This is a genomic window from Actinoplanes sp. SE50/110 (assembly GCF_900119315.1).
GTDB lineage: Bacteria > Actinomycetota > Actinomycetes > Mycobacteriales > Micromonosporaceae > Actinoplanes.
Map to the genome: position 1 here is coordinate 6,862,610 of NZ_LT827010.1, position 21,681 is coordinate 6,884,290.

Below are 21,681 nucleotides of genomic sequence, written 5' to 3' on the forward strand. Positions count from 1 at the left end.
GTCGTGGTCAGAGCTCACTGCGAATCGACGCTGAGGGCGGCCAGGTCGGTCCGCACGCCGGTGCCGAACGCCCGGTGCGCGGTCGACGTGGCGAGCTGCCAAAGATCGGCGTCGCTGATGCCGTTGACCTGCGCGTTACGCATCTGCTTGGCGAGCGGCTGGGAACCCGCGGCGACAATACCGCCGTCCTGGTACCACAGTCCGTTCTCCTCGGTCTGATGCAGAGCCTGGCCGCCGATGCGAGCCGAGTCGCAGCGATCGGTCATCATCATCGCGTTGGAGTAACCCATCAGTTCGACCGCGCGGGTGGCGATCGCCAGATCGACGTGCTCGCCATCGAAATTGATACAGGCCGACAGCCGACCCGCGGCCGCTTCCCGCATGATCACCGCGGGAACCGGGCCGGCGATCTCGCCCATGTCCGCCAAAGTCCAGTTCGGCAGGTCGTACGCGGCGAGCGTACTGTCTCTGACTTTGCGGGCCGCCGAGGTCCGGAAAGCGTGCCGGATGCGCAACGGCATGTCGTTGAAGAGGTGATCGGTGACCACCCGGGCCCCCTGCCCGGTCCACTCGCTCTGCCAGGCCATTTCCACGATGTCATGTACCAATTCGGCGCTGGCCAGCTCGTCGGCCCGGGTGAAGTGTCCCAGTGCGGGACGAACTCCGTGCTCCATGAGCAGGGGGACGATCCAGTCCAGGCGCGGGTGCCGATCGTCGAGAGCCTCGTAGAGACCGGAGGCCGCGGTGAAGGCATCGGGCGACACGACGGTGTAGACGAGGCCTAGCGAGCCCAGCTTCGCCAGCCGCTCCCACTCGTGCCGGGTCGGCGCCCACACCGTGGCCTTCGGCGTGCCACCGTGGCTGGCCAGCAGCGGGCCTTCCAGAGCGACCCCCGCGACATGGGGCAACCGACCGGCCCGGCGCAACGCGTGATAGCGGTGCATGAACTGCTCGAAGTCGGTCAACCGGTCCCGGTGCAGGTAAAGCGTCGGGATGCTCAGCACGCCCTCCTCGGCGCACTGGCGGTCTAGCTCTTCGAGGTCAAGTGTGGCGAACTCGGAGAAATCCACCCGGCCGAAACCGTGGCAGTGCACTTCGATCGGAAGTGCTAGCTGGTCGGTGTACGTGTTCAATGTCAGCCTTTCACTGCTGCCGCCGCAGGGCCTGTCACCCGGGCTGCGACGGGTTCAAGATGCCATCCCGTAACGGTGCAATTCGTCCGCGGCAAGCGGGTCGTCGAATGCCCCGAGAGACTCGAAGTAACGGACGGTTTGTCGTGAGGTCGCCGCTACGTGCTCTCGGACGACATCCGGCGTGTAGGTTTCATCGACGACACACTCGGCCTCCTCCGCGGTGAGCCCGTAGCCGACCATCTCTGCCCGCAGCGCCGGCACATCCGGTCTGAGGAAGATGTCGATCAGCCGGGGCACCAGCACGGCTGCCCGACGACGATCGTCGGATGACAGCTGGCCCCAGAGGAATCTCAGGAAAGCCGCGAAATAGGCGTGATGCCGGCCCTCATCGGCGGCGTGGTCCCGAACTGTGCCGCGGACCGCCGCGGAGACCCCGTCCCATTCCGGAACGTCCGCCAACGTTGCCGAGATGAGAGTCTCGGAAACGATGACGAACAAGAGCTCGGCAAGCGCTCGATCACGCTCGGGGAGTTCCGCTATCAGCTGTTTGAGCCGGACGATGAAGTACGGCTCATCCGGTAGCCGGGCGACCACGCCGGAACGCTGCTGAACCTGGCGCGCGAGGTCGACGGAGAAGAGCGTGTGGTAGGCCTCGTCGCAGTACATCTTGTAGGCGTCGAACCGCATCTCTTCGGGCAGGGTGACACCCACCGAGCCGGACGCGATGCCGAGGACCGTGCGGTTCACCACCGAATATTCCAAGCGTGCGGTGAAGTTCAGATATCGATACAGGTGCTGGATGAGCACCTCATCGAAGGTTTCCGGGGCCAGCCCCTTGATCAGGGGATGGCGGGTCACCGGTACGAGTTCGGCCGGGAAGTACGGCCGGATGGCCCCCTCGGTGAGGAGACGACGCGGTGCCTGACGGACGCTCGCGCGCTCGTGCCAGTTGCGAAACGGACTGCGATATTCGGGCTCGTTGCCGACCGCCTGCTGTGCGGTCTGTAGCAGCAGTTCTTTGGGGCAGTACGACAGCGCGGCACAGCCGATGAACAGGCCAACGGTTCCACACATACGAGCCTCCTGAACGCTAACCCCGATGGACGCATGACGATCTGGCGCGATGACCACCCCTCACACGGAATGCACCATGTCGTTCTGGGCCAACTGGCTGAGTAGTTCGAGGCTGTCGGCGACGGCTTCGGCCACGTCGACGTCGTACTCGGCGGCTACCTTCGCACCGATCGCTTCCACCGACGACTCGCCGTCGACCTGCCGGAAGATGAACTCGGCGATCTCGTCCAGCTCGAAGGCCAGCGAGGCGTTGGCGACGAACAGCTTGCCGCGGAATTTCCGAAACCGGGCGCCGGAGGCACGCTGGACAACGGACTGGGCGGTGAGGGTGCCGGCGGTAGCCATCAGATCTCGATCTCCACGGAAAGGTCTTTGCACAGGTGGGCGACCCGCGCGGCCCATGCCGCCGGGTCCTGCTCGTCGAAGTCGGCCATGGTCTCGACCGCCCAGTACCGCTCGAACGGGAGAACGGGCAGGCCGGCGTCGCGCATCCGGCGGGCGCGCCACTTCGGTGACCGCGATGCGAAGTCGTTGTTGCTCTCCAGTAGGGCATCAACGATGTGCCCGAACGCCTTGCGGGCCGCCAGCACGGCGCTGTGCGCGTCACCCGCGGCCAGCATCCCGAAAACGTCCTCCACATTGCCGTCGGCCTCGGCAAGCGAGCGGGTGGTCATGAACGCCTTGTATGCCGACTCCGCGAGCTGCGCGCGGCGGCGTTCGAGCCAGTCCGCGCCGAGCAGCGGCACCGCGGTGGGGAAGCGGCCCAACAGCAGTTCCTCGGGATCGGTCAGCACCTTCAGCGAGGAGATCCCGGCGTCGAACTGTTGCCAACTCGCCTTGGCCAACATCTGGTCGATCTGTCCGTCGAGCCAGTAGGCGATCTCCCACCGACGCTCCCCCACCTGGAGTTCCAGCGCCTGAACCGCATTGGGTTCCAGCGGCACCGGAACACTTCGGGCGCCCTGCACCGACCACGGCCGCGCGGTGATCGCGATGAAGTCGAAGTCGCTGCCCGGATTTGCCCAGCCGCGGGCGATCGAGCCCACCGCGAAAACAGCGAGGCAGTCGTCGGGCACCAGGGCACGAACCTTCATCTCGGCCAAGATGTGCTCGCGATCGATGATCATGTCCAGCCCCTGTCGTCGTTCTCCCGCTGAAGCTCCAGGATCACGTTGGGAATGTTGTTGAGAATGTGCGCGAGGAGCGCCGGATAGATCGACCCGGACGCCACTGTCAAACCGAGGAGCAGCACTCCCGCGGCAATCTCCACCATGGTTGAGCGGATCGTGCCGCGCCGGTTCGTGCCGGGCTGAATGTGGTGCCTCGCGACGAACGCGATCGCACCCAGCAGGCCGACGGGCGCGGCTGGGCTGACCAGCAACGCCGGCACCCGGAACACCGCCTCCTCACCCACCGCGCAGACCGTGGTGGCGAACGCGCGCGCCGCGCCGTGTGCCCGCGGCGTCGGGCCGAAGACGAAGGCCAACTCTCCGGACAGCAGTGACGGCAGACGCAGGTCACTGAGGGCGATGAGTCCGGCCGCCACCGCAACGGCGGCCCCGAACCACCACCAGTCGGCTCCTGCGGTCAGCCAGGCCGGCCGGGTGACGACCGTCATGGTGACCGCCACGATCGGGGCGAGGAGACCGCACAGCGTCTCCGCCCAGAAGCTCACACCACTGCGCATGGTGCGCGGTACCCGCCACGGCAGACACATCAGCAGAGCCTCGACGATCACGACGATGGCCATCACTCTGGCCCAGTCGCCGCCGACGCTCCACAAGCCGACACTGAACGCCGCCACACAGGACATGGCGATGAGCCGCCGTGAGTCCAGCGTCCAACCCGGTCGATCGAATGAGGTGGCGTACGGCCGACGGACTCGACCAGCGCGCACGTTGGTGACGGTCATCCCACGACCTCGGCGGACAGCGTGAGCACACCGGACTCCAGACCTTCGACCACCAGGTCACGTGCGACGGCGAGGGTGATGCCGAGAGTCTCTCGGACCACACCCAGCGGTGTCTCCTCGCCCAGTGCACGGAGCAGAGCCGGCCAGTGCGGGTTGTCATCCTCGTCGATCACATACTCGATGGCGCCGTCGACGACTACGTACCAGGTCGCCGGGTCGTCGGGGGAATGCAGCAGCAGCGCCCCGTCCGCGAGACCGACAACCGTCTCGTCGTCGATGGCCGGGCGCTGAAGCACCGCCTCCTCGATCGAGCTCCGCTGCTCGTCCCAATCGTGGACGGTGATGCTCTCGGGCACCGCTGCGGTGACCGCCTCGGCGGGCCGGGCCGGAAGGCTGTGCGTCATCTGCTCCAGCAGACCAAGGTTCACCGCGTGCAGCAGAAACTCGACGTGGCCTGAGGCGGGATCCTGCTGCAGCCCGTGCAGAGCCGTCCGAATGTTGTCCGCGTCGAGGAATTGCCTGGCTCCGGCGCCGCTCAAGGCCTCGTCGAGCAGGACGCCACCGTTCTGCGCGAGCATCCGGACGAACGTCCGGTAGGTGTGCAGCACACCGTCGCCGTAGAAGAACGGAACCTTGGGCCGGTTGACGACGTCTTGCGGAAGCAGGCCCGCCATGGCGCGCCGCAAGATTTGTTTGTCCCAGACGAGCGCCGGGCGCAGTTGCTTCGGAACCGCGGCGACCAGTTCGACAAGCCGGTGATCGAGGAACGGGACCCGGGCCTCGATGCCGTTGCCCGCGGCCGTACGGTCCTCGTGCCAGCAGTTGTACTGCTGCACGTCCCGGTACTTCCATCGGAACAACATGTCGTAGGCGTCCCGGCCGGTTCCGCCGGCGGCGTCACGCAGGACGGACTCCCGGACCAGCGACCGGTCCGACTGCTCCCACCAGGTGCCCAGGTCGGGCCGGGTCCACTGGGCCGTACGCAGCTCCATCCGGCGGACGTTGGACTCGAAGTCGGTCCAGTCTCCTCCACCCGCGAAGGACACCGAGTATCCGCCGTTGAACTCGTCCGCGCCGCCGCCCAGCAGCATCGCCTTGATTTCCGGCGCATACGCGCCGACGTACCGGTAGAGCTCATACTTGTAGAAGGCTTCGGGCCCGGCCAGCGGCGTCTCGAGCAGCCAGAGCAGCCGCTTCCATTCATCCGCGCTGGGCGTGACGGTGGTGTCGAAGAGCACCTGATGATTGACCAGGCCGACGTGGCGTGCGATGCGGTCACCGTATTCGGCGTCCCCGTTGAGCAGCGTGCTGCCGTTGAGGGCGGTGAATGTCCGAGGCTTCTCAGGCGCGAACGCGGCAACGGCGGCGGAGTCGATGCCGCCGCTGAGGAACAGGCCGACCTCGACGTCCGCCACACCGCACTCGGCCACCGAGGACGCGAGGGCATCCCGGTAGCGGTCGATCAGTTCGGCCTCTGAGCCGGTCCGGGCGCCGTCGAAGGTCGGGAACGACCAGTACTGATGGGTCTTCGTGTCGCCGGTGAGCAAGTCGATGGTGACGATGGAGGCAGCCGGAGCAAGTTCGATCTCCTTGAACCAGGACCTCGGCTGGCTGTCGTCCAGCACCATGGCACCGGTCATCATCTGGTCGGAGAGCGCGCCCAGCCAGTCAATCTCGCGGGGACAGGACGGATCCTCGAACAGCGCCTTGATCTCGGAGGCGAAGATGATCCGTTCCTGGTTGCGGTGGTAGTAGAGCGGCTTGATGCCGAAGCGGTCCCGCGCGAAAATCAGCCGATTCCGGTTGCGGTCCCAGAGCACCACCGCGAACATGCCGCGTACGGCGTCAAGGAAGTTCAGCCCGTCGCGGCGGTAGAGATGCAGCAGCACCTCACAGTCCGAGCCGGTACGCATCTTGGTCCCGGTCGGCAGGCCGGCGATCAGCTCACGATGGTTGTAGACCTCACCGTTGGCGATCAGCACCAGTGATCCGTCGTCGGTGCTCAGCGGCTGTCCGCCACCGACCGGGTCGACCAGGGAGAGCCGGGTGAACCCCAGATTGACGGACTCCGAGCGGTGGAACGCACGCCCGTCCGGACCTCGATGGGAGACCGCTGCGGTCATCCGCTGGAGCAGGGCCTCGGCATCGCCGCCGAGCGATGCTCCACCCAGAGCGGCGCATCCGGCCAATCCACACATGTTTCCCTCACTGGCGTACGACATTGATGAGACGAGAGACTCGTGGTCACGTGACGTCGGGCCCGCGCCCGGGTGCGGGCGACGGCCAGAAGAACTGGAGAGGATATGCCGCGCATACGACTACGCGGCATATCCTCGTCAATCAGCAGACGTTCGAGAGAACGGTGCCGAACACAACCTTCTTAGCCACGGGCTTGGTGTACTTGCGCATGTAGATCGCCTCCTTCCTTGGGTCGGGATACGCGACACGAAGATGGAAGCAAAACTCAGCGCCGAACACTCTACAATGCCGAACTGCTCAGTCTTTCCACGCGACTATGCACGGCATCCCAGGTGCACGAAAATCGCCCGTCGTATGGCGAAGACGACACCCGGAATGGCACAGAAACGTGTTATCCCCGTTGTTGCAACCCCGTAATAGATCCAGATTAGATCACCAGGTCGGCAGCCTGTCAAGATCATCTATTGCAACATGCTGTCGCCTCAGATCCTACACAGTGGACCGGCGAAACCGGAGAAGTCGTCGCGCCTTGACGTCATATGAGCAGCTCACAGCGGTTCCTGACAGGACGTTCAGGCGCGGTGGGCGTCTCCGACACAGCTTCGCCGGCGGTCGATCCCGATAGATCGTGGCAACCTTCACAACAGACACTCGCGGCACGGACGCACGCCATCGACGGCTAATTGCTTGCGCGCACAATTTCTTCTGGGACCGACCAACCTGCCGTCGCAAATGAAAACAGACTTAAGAGGTTCCGGCGCCCGCCGCCTTGCAGCGGATTTCCCGAGCAAGAAAAATGCTCCCGCCCGCACTCGTTTCCGCGGCAAGCCCTGTGAGAATCACGTTCACGGTTGGCAATCAGGCAATTCCGGCCATGACGCGGCGCGGGCACCAGACCGGAGCCGACCGCCTTCGCCGCTTCCTGCAACGTCGTGGCGGCCTTCGCCACGTCCCGCCCGATACCGCGCAACGCCTCGGCATCAGCCTTCCGCAACGGCATTCCCCTCCCCCGAGGGAACATTGCGGCCGACAGACCGTCCACGTCCCACTCCACCGCGGGTGACACAGCGAACCGCGAGAGGCCGGAGGGGAGAACCCGTGGGCTGAAGCCGACCCGTCCGAACCTCATCCGGGCGAAGGAACATCCCGTCAGGCATCGCCTCGCGCCGCGAGCTCGGGCCATCCCTCCAACGCGCCGCTTCGGGTCTGCTGTAGTGCCCGAATGCCGGGTACCAACATGATCGCGGTGGCGGCGGCGATGACGATGACGAGCGCGATCTCGAGAGTCGCCGCGTTGCCGATCTTCTCCGAGAGCGGTCCGACTGCGCCGTACCCCAGCGGCGCCACCGCGAAGGAGACGAGCCAGTCGTAGGAGTTCACCCGCGACAGCACCTTCTCGGGAATCAACCGCTGAACGGAGGTCGTCCACAGATTGTTGGCGTAGGCGATGCCCGCGGCGCTCACGAACCCCGCTGCCATGATCACACCGGTCGGAGAGGGGCCGATGAGTGCGGACAACTGCAGCACTACCAGCAGGAGAGCGACATGTGCCGCCACGAGGGGCCGCCGGGGCTGGACTCGCAGCGCCACCGCCGAGCCGACCACGGCGCCACCAGCCATGCTGGCGCTGACGAGACCCCAGCTTGCGGCACCGCCGGTCTGGGTTGCCACGATGGCCGGCCCCAGCACGTAGAACGCGCAGGAGCCGACGTTCCACACCCCGTGGCAGCACACCGCACCCCAGTACCAGGTGCGCGCGGCCATCTCTCGCCAGCCGCCGACGATGTTCTTGAGGAAGCTCTCCGGCTCCCTGTCCGCCATGGGCGCGAGTTGGAGACCGATGACGGTCACCGCGCTGACCAGGAACGTGGCGGCGTCGAGCAGGTAAACCCACCCCGGCGAGGCCAGGGCGACCGTGGCACCCGCGACGGCGGGGCCGAGGATCTCCGCACCGCTCTTGGACAGCTCCATGAGCGCGTTTGCCTGCTGCAGCCGCGCATTGCTGACGGTCTGCGGCACGATACCGATGAGTGCCGGCTTCGAGATCGCCGACGCCGCGCCATAACAGAGCGCCGCCACCAGGAGCATCCCGACGCTTTTGTGGCCTTGCAGGAGAAGGATTCCGACTACCGTCTGCACGCAGAACAGGAACACGTCGCTGCCCATGAGCAGCAGCCGCCGCGGTAGCCGGTCGGCAAGAACCCCGCCGAAGATCAGAAGCACCATGCGGGCCACCATCGTGGTGGCCAGAACCAATCCGATATCACTGGCGGATCCGCCGACGGACAGCACGGTGAACGTCACCGTGACCGGCATTAGCGAATCACCGACCGCCGATGCGGTGCGTCCGCTCCACAACAGTCGGAATGGACGCTCCACCAGCGCGCCGAATCGACCGTTACTCGACATGATCTGTCACCGCACCATCGCCAGTTGGAAGCACAGGCAGCGGCTGCCTCCGCTAGTTCGGACTCGTGAGACGTGGCCCCGGCACGGCCCCGGCGGCCTGCGCCACTCGCGCATGCGCGAGAGCGTCGGCGAAGCTCCATAATGGTCGCCGGAGCGGGGGGACCAAGGGCTTTCCGACCGCTCGCCGTCCGCGGGAGCGGGTGGAGTGCGTTGCGATCCGGCAGAATGGTGGGAACCATTCGCCGCAGCCCGACTGCGCCGGGTGGGAGCCGCGTTCAGGCTACCACGTGGCACTCTTCACTTCGGACCGTCGGCCTGTCGGCGATCGTCGATCCGAGGCGCCACCGATCTCCGCGCAAGATAACATCACGGCCGCTGCAGTTCGGCCAGCACCAAACGCAACCGGGAGTACACCATGCTTCTCTTCGTTGAGTCGGCCCCCACCGGAGCCGGAATGTCACATGTTCGGTGGGCCGTCGATCACGGCTTCGACGCCGCATATGTGAGCGCCAACCCCGAGTGGGCGCCGGAGCGCCTGGGGGGCGAGGTGATGGAAACGCTCGAAAGTCGTGGTCGTGTCTTCAAGGTGCCGTCCTCCGAGGTCACCGAGGTGCCCGCGTGGCTCGTCAGCAGCATCGAGCAGGCCGCCGGCCCGTCCGGCGTGGTGTGCGGACTGGACCGCAGTCTGCCTTTCGCGGCCGCGCTGGCGGAGGCGGTGGGCGCCCCATACCCGTCTGTGCCGGCCATGCAGACTTTCCGTGACAAGCGGGCGGCACGCCGCCTGTACGACAAACTCGGGATTACCTCTGCCCGATGGGCGGCGCCGGCAGACGCCGACGAATTCGTGGCGTTCACCGAGGAGATTGGCGGCCCGGTCGTACTCAAGAACTGCCGCGGCACCGGCAGTATGGATGTGCGACTGGTGGAGTCGTCCACCGAGGCGCGCGAGCGGTACCTCGAGCTCAGCAACGCTGAGCGGTACCTCGACGGCGATCTGATGGCCGAGGAATACCTCACCGGGCCGCTATACAGTCTCGAAACGATTGTCTCCGACGGAACGTGTCACCACCTGGGAGTGACCGACCGTCAGATCGGCCCCAACCCGGGTTTCTGCGAGGTTTCTTACACTTTCCCCGTCCAGGTGCCGTGGCAGTACGAGAATGAGATGCGGCGGGCCGTCGAGGCGTGCGTCCAGGCGTACGGCATCAGGCAGGGAATGCTGCACACGGAATTCATCGTGACAAGCCACGGCGCGGCCATCGTGGAGCTGAATGTGCGCCATCCGGGTGGACTGCTGACGATGATGATGAGCGACTGCCTGAACAGTTCCGTCTCGGAAATCCTGAGCTTGTCCGCGTTGCAGATGCCGCTGCCGGATCTCAGCCACAACGGAAAGGCGTCGACAACGGTCACCGTGTATCCGCAGGTGGCCGGTCGACTCGTTCAGATGCGCGGCTTGGACGAGGTGGGTGCGGCACCGTTCGTCGTGCAGGCGCTGCCCTCCGCCGCCCCAGGGGATTGGGTCCAACCGCCGACCGACTACCGCGGCGCTCTCTGCCAGATTCGCACCGTCGCCGAATCCAGCAATCTGTCGTTCAATGCTGCCATGGCTGCGGCGCGGGGCATCTCCGCCGTCGTCGAGTAGGCGGCCGAGGGTCAGCTTCCGCCGTCCGCCTCGGCTGCGACGACCTGCTGGATGCAGGACAGGAGCCGCTCCAGCGGTTCGTACCCCGGGGTGGGTGGCGCATCGCGCAGGTCGCAGGTCAGCTCAGTGTCGTCATCGACGACGAGGTAGACGGGATAGCCGTTGTCCCGGCCCGCGTCCCGCGTCGTTATCCGTGTCGGCGGGTGTGCTGGTGCGGCGACGGTACTCCGCGCGGGGCGCGGCATGTAGTTGTAGAAATACGTGAAACCGAAACCGGACCCCTCGTACCCCAGCGATCCCACCTCGCGCGACACGACATCCACATTGTGCCTTCCGTGGCGATACGCCGTGATCGTGTCCCAGTGCACCCGCCGCACCAGGGCCGAGAAGCTCTCCGCCGGATCGACTTGCACGCGCACCGGCGATACCTGCTCCACCGTGCCCACCACCTGCTTCATGCGGGTGCCGGCCCGGTTGCCGGAGATCAGCGCCACCAACGGTGAATCGGTGTCGTCCCGCTCGGCGATCGCATGGCAGTAGGCGGCCAGGACAACGCTGTGCAACGACGCCCCACACTCTGCCGCGAGTAGCCTCGCCGCCTCGCGCATCGTGGACGAGCGCAGCGTCGCCCACCGGGTACGGAGGGTGCCCAGCGAGGCCGCTCGGCCGCTGGGCACGTCACCAACGGTTCGTGTCCAGTACTCCACCGCCCGCGCGGTCCGCTCGACTGCCGGGTCCGACTGCTCCTCCCATGCCAGTTCACGACAGCTCACCGCGGGGTCCGTCAGAGTGCGGCCGGCCAGAATGTCGGCGAACTCGCGGTGCAGCCGCTGGATCGCCCAACCGTCCACGGCGATGTGGTGCCAGCACAGCGCCGCCCGCACGGGCACGCCGCCGATGGTGAACACCATGCCGCGCAGGGGTTTCTCCGAGTCCAGCGAGAAGGTGCGTCGACGAAGCTCCTGCGCGTGCCGGTCGGCGTCTGCGGCGTCGGTCACCTCCAGCACCTCGACCGATACGCCCCGCGGCGCGAGGATCACCTGACGTACCGCGAGTGAAGGGGTGTCCGGGAAGATCGTCCGAAGCGACTCGTGTCGGGCCTCGAGCAGGTCCAGTGCGTTCAGCACGCTGGTGACCGTCTGGCCCGGCGGGACGTCCCACGACCGCACCAGGTTGAGGCCATCGGGGGAGCCGGCAGGCATCCGCTCGAGGGTGCGCAGACACGACAGCTGGCCCAGTGTCAGCGGGGCGACCGCAACCTCACGCACTGCTTCTCCCGGTGTATTCGCCGTCCGGTCCGCACCGAACACCCGACTCAGATGAGCATTGTGGTTGGTGGCCGTGGGGCTGCCCCACGGCGCTCCGGTGGGTTCACGTGGCGGGCGGCACGGCGCCCGCCACGTGGAAGGGGCACCGCTAACGCCCGCGCGCCGCCGCCCCGAACGGCGGCTCCCCGGCCGGCGTGAAGATGACGGGCTCACCGCCGGCGAGCCTCGCGCGCATGTCGCCGTGCCATTGCACGAAGCTGCCGTCCTCCGCGACGCCGCTGGTCAGCCAGCGCGGTTCGGCATACCGCTCCGTACCCAACGTCGCCGCCATATCGGTATCGAACATCGCGTCGACGTGGTGGCAGACCCAGCCCACCGCCGGGCCGACGCCGTTGTCCTCCACCACCTTGATGATCTCGGAGGCGTGGTTCGCCCCGATCCGACGCCAGAGGCGCACGACATCCGCGAACTGGTTCAGCCGCACGGGCTTCTTCGTGATGAACCACGCCTCGCGGAAGAGATGCAGCACGATGAACAGCAGTGAATATGCCGGCGTCAGTGTCGGAAGGGTGCGGTCGGACCGTCCCGGCCGTACCAACACCGAGTCCAGATCGCGTAGTACCGCGTCCATCGGGATCTGCCACGCGCTGGAGAACCAGGTGAGGCTGAACGCGACGTCGATCTCGATCAGCGGCTGCGCCCGATTGCCCGTCAGCTTCGTGAAGTGCGGCAGGTGGTCGGGGTACATCCGATACACCATGCGGCGGGACCGGGGCAGGTCCACGAGGCTGTTCGTACGCGCGTCGTACTCCTTCGCGACGGAGTACCCGAGGCTCGTAAGGGTTTCCGTGATGATCGCGGTGCTGTCCGGCGGGATCATCAGATCGATGTCGGCCATGACCCGCGTGCCGGAGTTGTCATACAGGGTGGACTGGTTCACGACGCCCTTGGTGAACGCGAGGCGAGCGCCGGCGGCGGCCATCGCGTCCGCGACGCGAGACGCCTCGTCGATCAGCTCCTCCGTCCGGTAGTCGCAGATCTGCGCGAGGCTCCCGAACGACGCGAGTACCGGATCGCTCAACCGGTTCTCGATCCCGTTGTCGACGAGAAACCGCCACATGGCGGGAGCAAGGTGGTGCCGGAGCGCCTGCACGGTCAGGTAATCGAAGTCCAGCTCGGTCTCCGCGAGCGCACGGGCGGCGTCGTGTGCGCCGGGGCGCCCGTCGAGTACCGACAGAGCCTGCAGGAATGACCACTCCTGCGCGCGTTGATGAACGGGGGCAAGCACCACTTCTACTCCACTTCATGTCAGCGAGGCGCGACTGGCCCGCAAAGGGTCGGCCGAGGCGATACCCCCAGCGCATTTCTCAGTGCCGTTCGTTGGAGGAACCTCCGCGAAAGCGCGTGGGTCCACGCCCCTCAGTCGCTTGCGAGACCGAGTGAGCCAAAATGTGACGCGGCACTTTCCGCCGATTCGGTTGTTACCTGGGCGCCGTATTGCCGGTCGCGCACGCGGTCGGGCGCCTGTCGACCACGTGTCTACGAACCGGGAACGACAACGCTGCCGTGTGCTGGTCCACGGCGACGTCCGCGCTGTAGCTGTAGATCTCCGCCTGCAGCTCCGATGCCGTGGACGATACCGCGTTGGTGCGGTAACTGAACATGATCGTCGGGTCCATGAGCGCGGCGAACCCGAGCACCAGGTCGGCGCAGTCACTGGCGGGCTTGCCGGTTACCTGATGCGACGGCTTGGGCTCGAAGCCCAGCCGAGACTTGAAGCGCAGCAGGCCGGGCTCGACCACGTGCCCGTAGAGGTTCGGGTCGGTACCGAGACTGACCGACCGGTAGCCGCGCACGCGCGCTTCCCGAATGGCTTCCAGGTACAGCGCCCGAGCCAGACTGGCATACCGGCCGGACTGGTCGACCGCGGAGAACCGGATCCGCATGGCTCCCTCGGAAGGTGCCAGGTTGATGCATCCGCCCACGAACTCATCGCCCCTCCACGCAGAGACCACGAAGTAGTCGGCCGCGTCGGCCAACAGGTCGCCTCTGATGTCGCTGACGACGGACCAGCCATGGCGCTTCTCGGCAGTCCTCGCCTCGTAGAGAGGCAGAAAGGCATCCAGATAGGTGGAGTCGAGGTCGCCGAGCCTGAGCCGCACTCCGTCGGCGGCGGCGCGCCGGCGGGCCGCGGCTATGCTTTGCCGTTCCTTGCGCGGCATGCGTCCGAGGAACTCGTCCTCGCTCGACTGGCAGTCGGCAACCCAGGTCAGCCACTCAGGCTTGGGCAGGAGACCCGCACCGGCGAGTGCCTCCCACGCCTCGACCGGTGGATCCTCGACCCGTACAAGGTCCTCGTGGCCCTCGTACCCGTGCCAGTCGGTCTCGATGGCGGTATCGACGTCGACGAGGAGCATCGACAGCCCATGCCGTACCTCGGACTGCGCCCTCATGTCTGCTCTCCGCTGAGGCGCACCGAGCGGTCCAGCATACTCAGTACCCCGGTGGCCACCAGGAGTCGGTCGTTGGCGTAGTTGAGGCTCGCCGAGCGGAGGTCTCGGAAGTAGCGCTCGAAAGGCACTGCTGCATCGCGCCGGTACCCTTGGGCCAGGCCCGCGATCTCGACGATGCCGTCGATGGCGCGGAAGCAGGACTCCGACGCTATGACCTTGAGGGTATTGAGGTGGATCTGCGTGGCGGGCTCGTCGAGGTCTCGGCTGTTTGCTCGACGCTCCATCACCTCCTGGCACACCCGGGTGAGGTACGTGCTCACCACCTCGAGCTCCATCCGGACCCGGGCGACGCGCGCGGCCACGAGTTCCGACTTCGGATCGAGGCCACGCGGTCGGTGGGGGGCTCGGAGCGCGAGCAGCTCCCGGAGAGCCCCCTTTGCCGTGCCCAGCCAGCAGGCCGACCACCCGAGGTGCGCGAGGGGCACCAGGCTGTTGGCCGCTACGTGGCGGAACCCCCCAGGCTCCCCCACCACCTGGGTGCCGGGTACCTGTCCCCGGAGGTGAAGGCCGACGCTGTGCGTTCCACGCATGCCCAGTGGATTCCATGTGCCGCGTTGGTCGATGGCCATCTGTGAACGATCGGCATAGACGAGCGTCACCTCGGTTGGTGGCGCGTCCGGCGCGGCGAGCATCGTGGTGAGGAAGCCGTCCGCGTACGCGCCGCCGGTGACAATGGGCGCGTCCCTGTCCAGCAGGAAGTCATCACCTGCCGGCTCCAGCGGGGACGCGCTGGTGAACAGATGGCCGCCTTTGGTCCGCTCTGAAGTGATGGAACCCAGATAGACCTCACCACCCGCGATCCGCGGCAGCAGCTCGGCGCGCAGCTGCGGGCCCGCGAACTGGACGACGGCATCCACCTGTTGGCAGTGCATCGCCCAGATCATGGCCGTGGACAGGCACCGGGAGGCGAGTAGGCCGGCCACCTCGATGAGGTCGGGAATGCCACCGCCCAGTCCGCCGTGTTCCACGGGCACGAGGAGACCCATGAGACCGCTCGACCGGAGGCAGTCCAGACTCTCCACCGGAAACAACGCCTCGGCGTCGATCCGGGTCGCGTGCGCGGCGAGGGTCGGCAGGACCGCTTCGGCTCGCTGCCGTACGTCGGACCGCAGGGTGTGCTCCATGGTAGGCGTCGCCATGTCTACGCCAGCCCGTCGACGGGTGACCGGAGTTCGGCGAGGGCACTCCACAGCGTGCGCGGCGTCGCGAACGTCGCGAACGTCAGTGCGTGATCCGGGAAGCTGACGCCGAACTCCTCCTCGAGGTCGACCAGGAGGCCGATGATTCCCATCGAGTCCAGTCCGAGCGCACGGAGGTCGGCGTCCGGGTGGAGCGGCTCCGCTTCGGCGGCACCGCCGAGACTGCGTTGTAGGAGCCGCACGAAAGACGGGTCAAGGTCAGGCGTCATTGTTCTCTTCCTCTATAGATGTGCGGCGCAGCTCGAGACGTGAGGCAGTCGGCTCATGGCCGCGCCGCACCACCACCTCGGTGGCGACCGGCCGGCTCAGGAATCCCATGAGGCTCGCGGTGAGGCCGTACGCGCCGACGTTCGGGATGGCCAGGATGTCGCCCGGCTCCGGTACCGCGGTTCGAACTTCGCGGCCGATGAGGTCCGCCGACGTGCACAGCGGCCCGACCAGGTTGACGGCTCTCTCCGGTCGACCGCCCTGGCTGCCGTCGACCACCTCTGGGCGGGCCATGGGCAGCACCCGACCGATACCGGACAGCCCACCCAGATGGTTGATGCCGGCGTCCAGCACCGCATACGTCTTTCCCTTACTCACCTTGACGTCCGTGACCGTGCACAAGAGAGTGCCGGCATCGCCCACGAGGTACCGTCCGGATTCGAACGCGACCTCCGGCCTACCGTCCCGCCAACCGCGCATGCGCTCGTCCAGGACTTCGATGAGCTGGGCTCGCAGGTCCGGGAACGTAGGGCGTTCACCCGGCTGGGCATACGGGCAACCGAAGCCTCCACCGATGTCGAGGAACTCCAGCGCCAACTGGTGCTCGTCGCGTAGCTGCGCCGCCATGTCGATGCTGGCGGCGAACTCGCGGAAGAGGCTCTCCTGGTCGACGGCGTTGGTCAGCGGAAAGAAGTGCAGTCCGACGATGCGGGCGCCCGGGGTGGCGAGCAGGCGGTTCCAGTCCGGCGGCGACGTCGCCAGATCGAATCCGAACTGCGACGGCATGCCGGTCATCCGCAGGCCGCTTGCTCCGGCGGGGCTCAGGCCGTTGATCCGTACGATGCACTCCGCGGTCACGCCGTGCGCCAGCGCGACTGACGCCACGCGCTCAAGGTCCGCCTCGGATTCGACGGAGAAGCGGCGCACCCCGCTTCCCAGAGCGTTGGCGATCTCTGACGCCGTCTTCCCGGGGCCGGTGTAAAGACACTCGCGCGGATCGGCGCCCACACCCAGCGCGGTGGCCAGCTCGCCGGAGGAGCTCACCTCGGCCCGGCAGCCGGCGGCGATGAGCCGTTCGACGACAGCGGGATGTGGGTTCGCCTTCTGCGAGAAGAACAGCGTCGCCTGCTCAGGAACGCTCGCCCGCAGATCCACGAGTGCAGCGTCGACCCGGTCGAGGTCGTAGACGTAGAGCGGACTGCCGAACCGCTCGACAAACTCACGACGGTTCACGATGTCGCGCCCTTCAGCAGGTGGTCAGCCAGCGACTTCTTGTCGGTCTTGCCATTGGGGGTCAACGGCAGCGAGGCGACGACGTGGCAGTGCGACGGCACCTTCGCGGGCTCCAACCGGACCGACATCTCCCGGAGGACCTCCGGGCCCGTCAGTGCGGCGTCCACGAACATGACCAGGTCACCATCGGCGGTGGGCGGCAGGACCGCTGCCGCGCGCACGCCCGGGATGTCCACCGCAGCGGCCTCGATCTCGAGAACGCTGACTCGGGTACCCCGACGTTTGAAGAGGTCGTCGCGCCGACCCGCGAAGTAGAGATATCCCTCCGCGTCCAGGTACCCGTAGTCCCCGGTGTAAAGGGCGACCGTGCCGGTCTCGCGGTCGAGACGGAAGCGCTGCATGGTGAGCTCCGGCGCGTTCCAGTAGCCGGCCATGACATGGGGCCCCCGGACGACGATCTGCCCCGTCCGCCCAGGCGGCAGGGGCTGGTCGTCGTCGTCGACGATCGTGACGCTCGTACCGCCGAGCGGGCGACCTACGGAGGTCGGCCGGAGCAGCACTCCGTCGCCCTCCAGGATCGAGACGCGCTTGCACTCGGTGATACCGAACATCAACCTGATCGTGACGTTCGGGAACGCCTTTTGAAGCTGTCGAATGAGGTCCTCGTTCAGGGCGGCGCCGGTGTTGGTGATCATGCGAAGGCTCGTCTGGTCTGAGGTCCGTCCGGCAAGCCGGACCAGCATCTGACCGAGCGACGGGACGATGGGGACGACCGTCACCCCGTGTCGGCGGATCCACTGCAGGAGCTGGAGGTCCGGGCTGTCCGCCGGCGGCACGAACACCTCACACCCGGCTATGGAAGCCAGGAGGAGTTGGTAGAGGCCGTAATCGAAGGAGAACGGGAGGCGGCACAGGACGACATCGTCTGTCTGGTAGCCCAGCTCCGCTGCGATGGCATGTGCGGCGAAGGCGACCTGCGCGTGCGGGCACACCACTGCCTTCGGCAACGCGGTGCTACCGGACGTGTAGATGAGCAGCGCAAGGTCATTCGGTGCGGGTGTCGGTACCGCGGGCGCCGTCATCGGGAGCTTCCGCATCTGCTCGACGACCGCGCTGAGCGCGTGAACCGGTCGCTCGGTGACCTGGCTCATCAGCGGCACATCGGAATCCGTGGTGACCACGAGTCGCGGGTCCGCGTCCCCGATCACCGCGCGCAGATGGAACTGTCTCATTTCTGTGCTGATCGGCACCATGACAGCCCCGATGCGGGAGCAACCAAAAAGGATCGCCGCGAACTCGCGCGTATTTGTCAACCGTACCAATACGCGGTCGCCGCGCTGCACGCCGAGCTGGATCAGCCAGTTCGCGAAGCGAAAGCTCTGCCGCTGCAGCTCCGAGTAGCTCCAGCGCTCCGTGCCGTTGTTGATGGCGGAAGCTTCAGCGTTATTGGCGACCGCCGCATCGAGAGCGCTGTGCAATAAGGCGTCCTCGCCATTGTCCCCGCTGCGGCCCGGCGGGCAGCCGAGGTCAGCGTGTTCATCGATCTGTATGTTCCCCACAACCGTCCTGACTATCGGATATGCGTACCGGTGACCCCGTCACCGGAATCGTCGGTCGACCCGCCGGTCCGTGGGGACGGGCCGTCATCGCGATGATGAATGTGGGGCCGGACGAATGGCGCAGCGAGCTCGCACCGATATAGATCATATCAACCACGGGCCAGCCGGTGCCGCCCGCCCGACACAAAAGACTCAGCGGCGCATCGACCACGCTCCAATCCCGACGGATCGATTCCCGAGCGCCGGTGTCGAGCGGCCCGGGCGCGGGAGGTCCGTTCGCCGAGGTCCCAGCGGGCTTGATGGCCTTCGTCGCGACATGCGGTCAACGCGGCCGGCTGAAGTTCACCACCGCGGCGCGGCCGACACAGGCGCATCTCTCCGCGGAAGCCGGCAGATCCCGGCGAAACGTCGCTTGAATCGGCGCCGGGCCCGTCGGCGTTGAGCTCGGTCGCCTCGCGACCGCGACCCCTCTGGGCGCCGTCACTCGCGCCGGGATGCTTGAATGGCACCCGTTCCGGTGACCTACGACGACAGTCGTGTGTCGACCCGCCGGCCGCATCGCCGGCCGCCGTCCACTGAAGAGCACGCTCGCCGTGCCGGCCGGACGCCTCGAAGCCCATGCTCCCAGCCATCGACACCAAGGAGACGATGCGACGTTGTCCGGAAGCGAGCCTCACCACGACGGCAGCACGCGTGAGTTGCGCGACCTTATGCGCCAGGTGGCATTTTCTGTGAGCGTAGTCACTGTTGCCGGGCACTCACCGCGTGCCTTCACCGCAACGTCGTTCACTTCTGTGGAGATCGATCCACCGCTGATTTCCGTGTGTGTGAGTCAAGATGGATCAGCATGGCCGACCTTACGGGACGCCTCGCACATCGCCGTCAATGTTCTCTCTGAAGATCAGGAGGATGTGGCTCGACTCTTCGCCACACCCGGCATCGACAGGCTTGCCATCCATGGCGACTGGCGACCGGGTGAACAGGGATGCCCGTTGCTGGGGTCAGTCCTGGCGCACCTGGAGTGCAAGGTCGCCCATTATGTGGAGGCCGGCCGACACGCGATCGTGCTGGCCACGCCCACCAGTCTCGCCTGGCGGGAGGGGCGCCCGCTGATGCGGCACGGCGGCACCTACACGGCACTTGCCTACTAGTGCCTTGTCACGGTCTTCGACGGCGTCTGCATTTCGGTTGCGTGCGGTGGGCTTGGCAGGTCGGGCAGGTGCCGAGCAGGTGCGGCAGGCATCGGCGTACACCGTAGAGGGTCATTGCGGCGCAACGGTTCTTGTGTCCAGTCCCTGCAGGATGCAGGAGGCTCGGGCGGCCGAGACCGATCCAGGTCCGGCCTCCACAGTGGTCCAGGCCGAGGCGCACCTATCGCCCTTTGGCCCCACCGGGTGGAGGATGGTTGATCTCTGCTGTAGGTTGCTCCGAGCGCCTGGATCAGTCGGGCGTGGATTCGGTATTCCGTAACGGGGGGCTCTTGCTTGTGTGCGTCACCACGGGGCTATCATTCGGTGGACGTGAATGTCGCCGTCGTCAGGAACAGAGTCACGTCGCGAGCCCAGGGCGTCGTCGCGTGCTTCCCCGCACGGCCGGAGAATGCGGTCGGGGATCCCGAACATAAACTCATCGCAACGGTACAGGCCGTCTCTGGCCTCCCCCATGTCCGCCGAGCGAGCCAAAGCAGTGCAGCGTGTCACCGTCCGTGTACGGCCATGGCGAGCATTCTCTTTCGGGCCAAGCGCAGGGCGACGCTCTCGCTCTGTCGAGATTGCGTTAGAACCTTGGCGGTATGCCCAAGGGGCGACGCGCCGGGGGTTTTGCAGCGCCAGTCGCCTGTCTGACTGAGCGCTAACGCAGCGCGAATCGCGTGTCCTTCGGCATGCAATTCGCCGGCGTGCGGCCGATGCGTCGGACTCCGCTGCCGGATTGCGAAATTCTGCCGATCTACGAATCGTGCGATCAGGTGCTAATGCACCTTCATGTCTTGACGGCGCGGCATTTCTGTACCGCGCGTGCGTTGGTGAGGAGAGGTAATGATGAACAGGCTCGCCATCAGGGGCGGAGAGGCCGTCCGAACTGCGCCCTGGCCGGTGTGGCCACGTCCCGCAGAAGGCGCGAGTCAGGCGCTGGAAACCGTGCTCCACTCCGGCCGATGGGCCATCAGCGGCCCGTACCGTGGCACGGAGTCGTTTGAGCGGCAGTTCGCTCGCGCGTTTGCGGCCTATAACGACTCAGCGCACTGCATTCCAACAGCCAGCGGCACGGCGAGCCTGATGATCGCGCTGGAGGCCTGCGGTGTCGGCGCCGGCGATGAGGTCATTACGCCAGGCATCTCGTGGGTGGCGTCGCTGTCCACCATCACGGCGGTCAACGCGATCCCGGTCATCGTCGACGTGAACCCTGACACGCTGTGTATCGACCCGGACGCGGTCGAGGCCGCGATAACACCCCGGACGAAGGCGATTATCGCCGTACATCTATATAGCGCGGTTGCCGACCTGGACCGCTTGAGCGCGATCGCGGACAAGTACGACATCACCCTGATCGAGGATGCGGCGCAGGCTCACGGCGCTGCCCATCGCGACCGCAAGGTCGGCACGATCGGTGCCGTCGGGGCGTTCAGCATGCAGCACAGCAAGGTCCTGACCAGCGGCGAAGGCGGAGCGACGATTACCTCCGACGGAGGACTCGCCCGGCGGATGGAGCAACTGCGTGCCGACGGTCGGTGCTTGGCAAAAGTCCCTCCGAGGCCGGGATGGATGGAGCTGGAGCAGGTCGGCGAGCAGATGGGCAGCAATCGTTGCCTTTCGGAATTTCAGGCTGCCGTTCTGGTCGCACAGCTCACTGCGCTGGATGCACAGAACGCGACTCGAGCACGCAACGCGATGCTGCTCGACAAGCTTCTCGCCGACGACGGTTGCCGCCCTCAGCAGACTTCTTCAGGTACGACGGCGCGTACCTATTACGCGTACGCTGTTTCGCTTCCGGAGGGTGCGCTGCCGGGCGTGCCGCGTGAGCTGGTAGGCGAGGCGATCAGTGCTGAGCTGGGTTTCCCGGTGAAGCCGCCTTACCTGACGCTGTCGCGAAGCAAGCTCTACCGTCCAGAGACGAGGCGTCGTTTCGCACTAGGCGCAGACCACCTCCGCAGGTTGGACACATCCCGGTTCGAGCTGCCCGAATGTGACGCGGCGAACGGCCGTGTGCTTACCTTCCACCACGCCGCATTGCTCGGCGACGAGGCGGATATGCACGACATTGCCGCGGCGTTCGCCAAGGTCCTTCGCAACGGCGCCGTGCTCTCTTCGGTGGCGACGGGGTCCTGAGGTC

The 21,681-nt window shown here is 66.5% G+C and carries 18 protein-coding genes; 3 read left to right on the forward strand and 15 right to left on the reverse strand.

All coding sequences use genetic code 11. From position 1 onward, the window contains the following. Positions 1-14: 14 nt before the first annotated feature. From ACSP50_RS30640 to ACSP50_RS30670, 8 genes are all read right to left on the reverse strand, one after another. Positions 15-1,133, reverse strand: coding sequence for a hypothetical protein (locus tag ACSP50_RS30640; RefSeq protein ID WP_014693183.1), 1,119 nt, complete (start codon positions 1,131-1,133; stop codon positions 15-17). Positions 1,134-1,187: 54 nt separating this feature from the next. Continuing rightward, complete coding sequence (locus ACSP50_RS30645; RefSeq protein WP_231956750.1) at positions 1,188-2,264, reverse strand: diiron oxygenase; 1,077 nt, start codon at positions 2,262-2,264, stop codon at positions 1,188-1,190. Between the two features lie 3 nt (positions 2,265-2,267). Next, positions 2,268-2,552, reverse strand: a complete 285-nt coding sequence (locus tag ACSP50_RS30650) for a PqqD family protein (RefSeq protein WP_014693185.1) — start codon at positions 2,550-2,552, stop codon at positions 2,268-2,270. Then, positions 2,552-3,334: a hypothetical protein gene (locus ACSP50_RS30655; protein WP_014693186.1), complete on the reverse strand. Its 783-nt coding sequence runs from the start codon at positions 3,332-3,334 to the stop codon at positions 2,552-2,554. Before ACSP50_RS30655 ends, ACSP50_RS30650 begins: the two co-directional genes overlap by 1 nt. Then, positions 3,331-4,119, reverse strand: a complete 789-nt coding sequence (locus ACSP50_RS30660; protein WP_014693187.1) for a type II CAAX prenyl endopeptidase Rce1 family protein — start codon at positions 4,117-4,119, stop codon at positions 3,331-3,333. Before ACSP50_RS30660 ends, ACSP50_RS30655 begins: the two co-directional genes overlap by 4 nt. Continuing rightward, complete coding sequence (gene asnB, locus ACSP50_RS30665; protein ID WP_369793881.1) at positions 4,116-6,341, reverse strand: asparagine synthase (glutamine-hydrolyzing); 2,226 nt, start codon at positions 6,339-6,341, stop codon at positions 4,116-4,118. Before asnB ends, ACSP50_RS30660 begins: the two co-directional genes overlap by 4 nt. A gap of 656 nt (positions 6,342-6,997) precedes the next feature. Next, the gene (locus ACSP50_RS42615; RefSeq protein WP_155123681.1) at positions 6,998-7,360 is read right to left on the reverse strand and encodes a hypothetical protein; all 363 of its coding nucleotides are present in this window, start codon (positions 7,358-7,360) and stop codon (positions 6,998-7,000) included. 107 nt (positions 7,361-7,467) lie between these two features. Then, on the reverse strand, positions 7,468-8,727 hold the full coding sequence (locus tag ACSP50_RS30670; protein WP_080128087.1) for an MFS transporter: 1,260 nt from the start codon (positions 8,725-8,727) through the stop codon (positions 7,468-7,470). A 415-nt stretch (positions 8,728-9,142) separates the two neighbouring features. On the opposite strand from ACSP50_RS30670, the gene ACSP50_RS30675 reads away from it, so the two are divergent. Beyond that, positions 9,143-10,372 (forward strand): ATP-grasp domain-containing protein, encoded by a 1,230-nt coding sequence (locus ACSP50_RS30675; RefSeq protein ID WP_014693190.1) that lies wholly within the window; start codon positions 9,143-9,145, stop codon positions 10,370-10,372. 11 nt (positions 10,373-10,383) lie between these two features. On the opposite strand, the gene ACSP50_RS30680 is transcribed toward ACSP50_RS30675, so the two are convergent. From ACSP50_RS30680 to ACSP50_RS30705, 7 genes are all read right to left on the reverse strand, one after another. After that, positions 10,384-11,574, reverse strand: a complete 1,191-nt coding sequence (locus ACSP50_RS30680; RefSeq protein WP_155123682.1) for a condensation domain-containing protein — start codon at positions 11,572-11,574, stop codon at positions 10,384-10,386. Between the two features lie 214 nt (positions 11,575-11,788). Then, positions 11,789-12,931: a nucleotidyltransferase family protein gene (locus tag ACSP50_RS30685; protein WP_014693192.1), complete on the reverse strand. Its 1,143-nt coding sequence runs from the start codon at positions 12,929-12,931 to the stop codon at positions 11,789-11,791. A 190-nt stretch (positions 12,932-13,121) separates the two neighbouring features. Then, positions 13,122-14,057: a GNAT family N-acetyltransferase gene (locus tag ACSP50_RS30690; protein WP_157432810.1), complete on the reverse strand. Its 936-nt coding sequence runs from the start codon at positions 14,055-14,057 to the stop codon at positions 13,122-13,124. 32 nt (positions 14,058-14,089) lie between these two features. After that, entirely contained in the window at positions 14,090-15,277 is a 1,188-nt protein-coding gene (locus ACSP50_RS30695) for an acyl-CoA dehydrogenase family protein (RefSeq protein WP_014693194.1), read from the reverse strand. Between the two features lie 17 nt (positions 15,278-15,294). Continuing rightward, positions 15,295-15,561, reverse strand: a complete 267-nt coding sequence (locus ACSP50_RS43205; RefSeq protein WP_014693195.1) for a phosphopantetheine-binding protein — start codon at positions 15,559-15,561, stop codon at positions 15,295-15,297. After that, entirely contained in the window at positions 15,551-16,792 is a 1,242-nt protein-coding gene (locus ACSP50_RS30700; RefSeq protein WP_014693196.1) for a diaminopimelate decarboxylase, read from the reverse strand. Before ACSP50_RS30700 ends, ACSP50_RS43205 begins: the two co-directional genes overlap by 11 nt. Continuing rightward, complete coding sequence (locus ACSP50_RS30705; RefSeq protein WP_014693197.1) at positions 16,789-18,351, reverse strand: class I adenylate-forming enzyme family protein; 1,563 nt, start codon at positions 18,349-18,351, stop codon at positions 16,789-16,791. Before ACSP50_RS30705 ends, ACSP50_RS30700 begins: the two co-directional genes overlap by 4 nt. A 656-nt stretch (positions 18,352-19,007) precedes the next feature. Here ACSP50_RS30705 and ACSP50_RS30710 point away from each other — a divergent pair. Beyond that, a complete protein-coding gene (locus ACSP50_RS30710; protein WP_231956751.1) occupies positions 19,008-19,502 on the forward strand; it encodes a flavin reductase family protein in 495 nt (164 codons plus the stop codon). An 885-nt stretch (positions 19,503-20,387) separates the two neighbouring features. After that, entirely contained in the window at positions 20,388-21,677 is a 1,290-nt protein-coding gene (locus ACSP50_RS30715; protein WP_014693199.1) for a DegT/DnrJ/EryC1/StrS aminotransferase family protein, read from the forward strand. The last annotated feature ends 4 nt before the right edge of the window (positions 21,678-21,681 follow it).

Bases quoted from the DNA above. Each gene is read 5' to 3' on its own strand.
- ACSP50_RS30650 (WP_014693185.1), bottom strand. From the start codon at position 2,552: ATGGCTACCGCCGGCACCCTCACCGCCCAGTCCGTTGTCCAGCGTGCC.
- ACSP50_RS30655 (WP_014693186.1), bottom strand. From the start codon at position 3,334: ATGATCATCGATCGCGAGCACATCTTGGCCGAGATGAAGGTTCGTGCC.
- ACSP50_RS30660 (WP_014693187.1), bottom strand. From the start codon at position 4,119: ATGACCGTCACCAACGTGCGCGCTGGTCGAGTCCGTCGGCCGTACGCC.
- asnB (WP_369793881.1), bottom strand. From the start codon at position 6,341: ATGTCGTACGCCAGTGAGGGAAACATGTGTGGATTGGCCGGATGCGCC.
- ACSP50_RS30670 (WP_080128087.1), bottom strand. From the start codon at position 8,727: ATGTCGAGTAACGGTCGATTCGGCGCGCTGGTGGAGCGTCCATTCCGA.
- ACSP50_RS30675 (WP_014693190.1), top strand. From the start codon at position 9,143: ATGCTTCTCTTCGTTGAGTCGGCCCCCACCGGAGCCGGAATGTCACAT.
- ACSP50_RS30680 (WP_155123682.1), bottom strand. From the start codon at position 11,574: ATGCCTGCCGGCTCCCCCGATGGCCTCAACCTGGTGCGGTCGTGGGAC.
- ACSP50_RS30690 (WP_157432810.1), bottom strand. From the start codon at position 14,057: ATGCTCCTCGTCGACGTCGATACCGCCATCGAGACCGACTGGCACGGG.
- ACSP50_RS30695 (WP_014693194.1), bottom strand. From the start codon at position 15,277: ATGGAGCACACCCTGCGGTCCGACGTACGGCAGCGAGCCGAAGCGGTC.
- ACSP50_RS43205 (WP_014693195.1), bottom strand. From the start codon at position 15,561: ATGACGCCTGACCTTGACCCGTCTTTCGTGCGGCTCCTACAACGCAGT.
- ACSP50_RS30715 (WP_014693199.1), top strand. From the start codon at position 20,388: ATGATGAACAGGCTCGCCATCAGGGGCGGAGAGGCCGTCCGAACTGCG.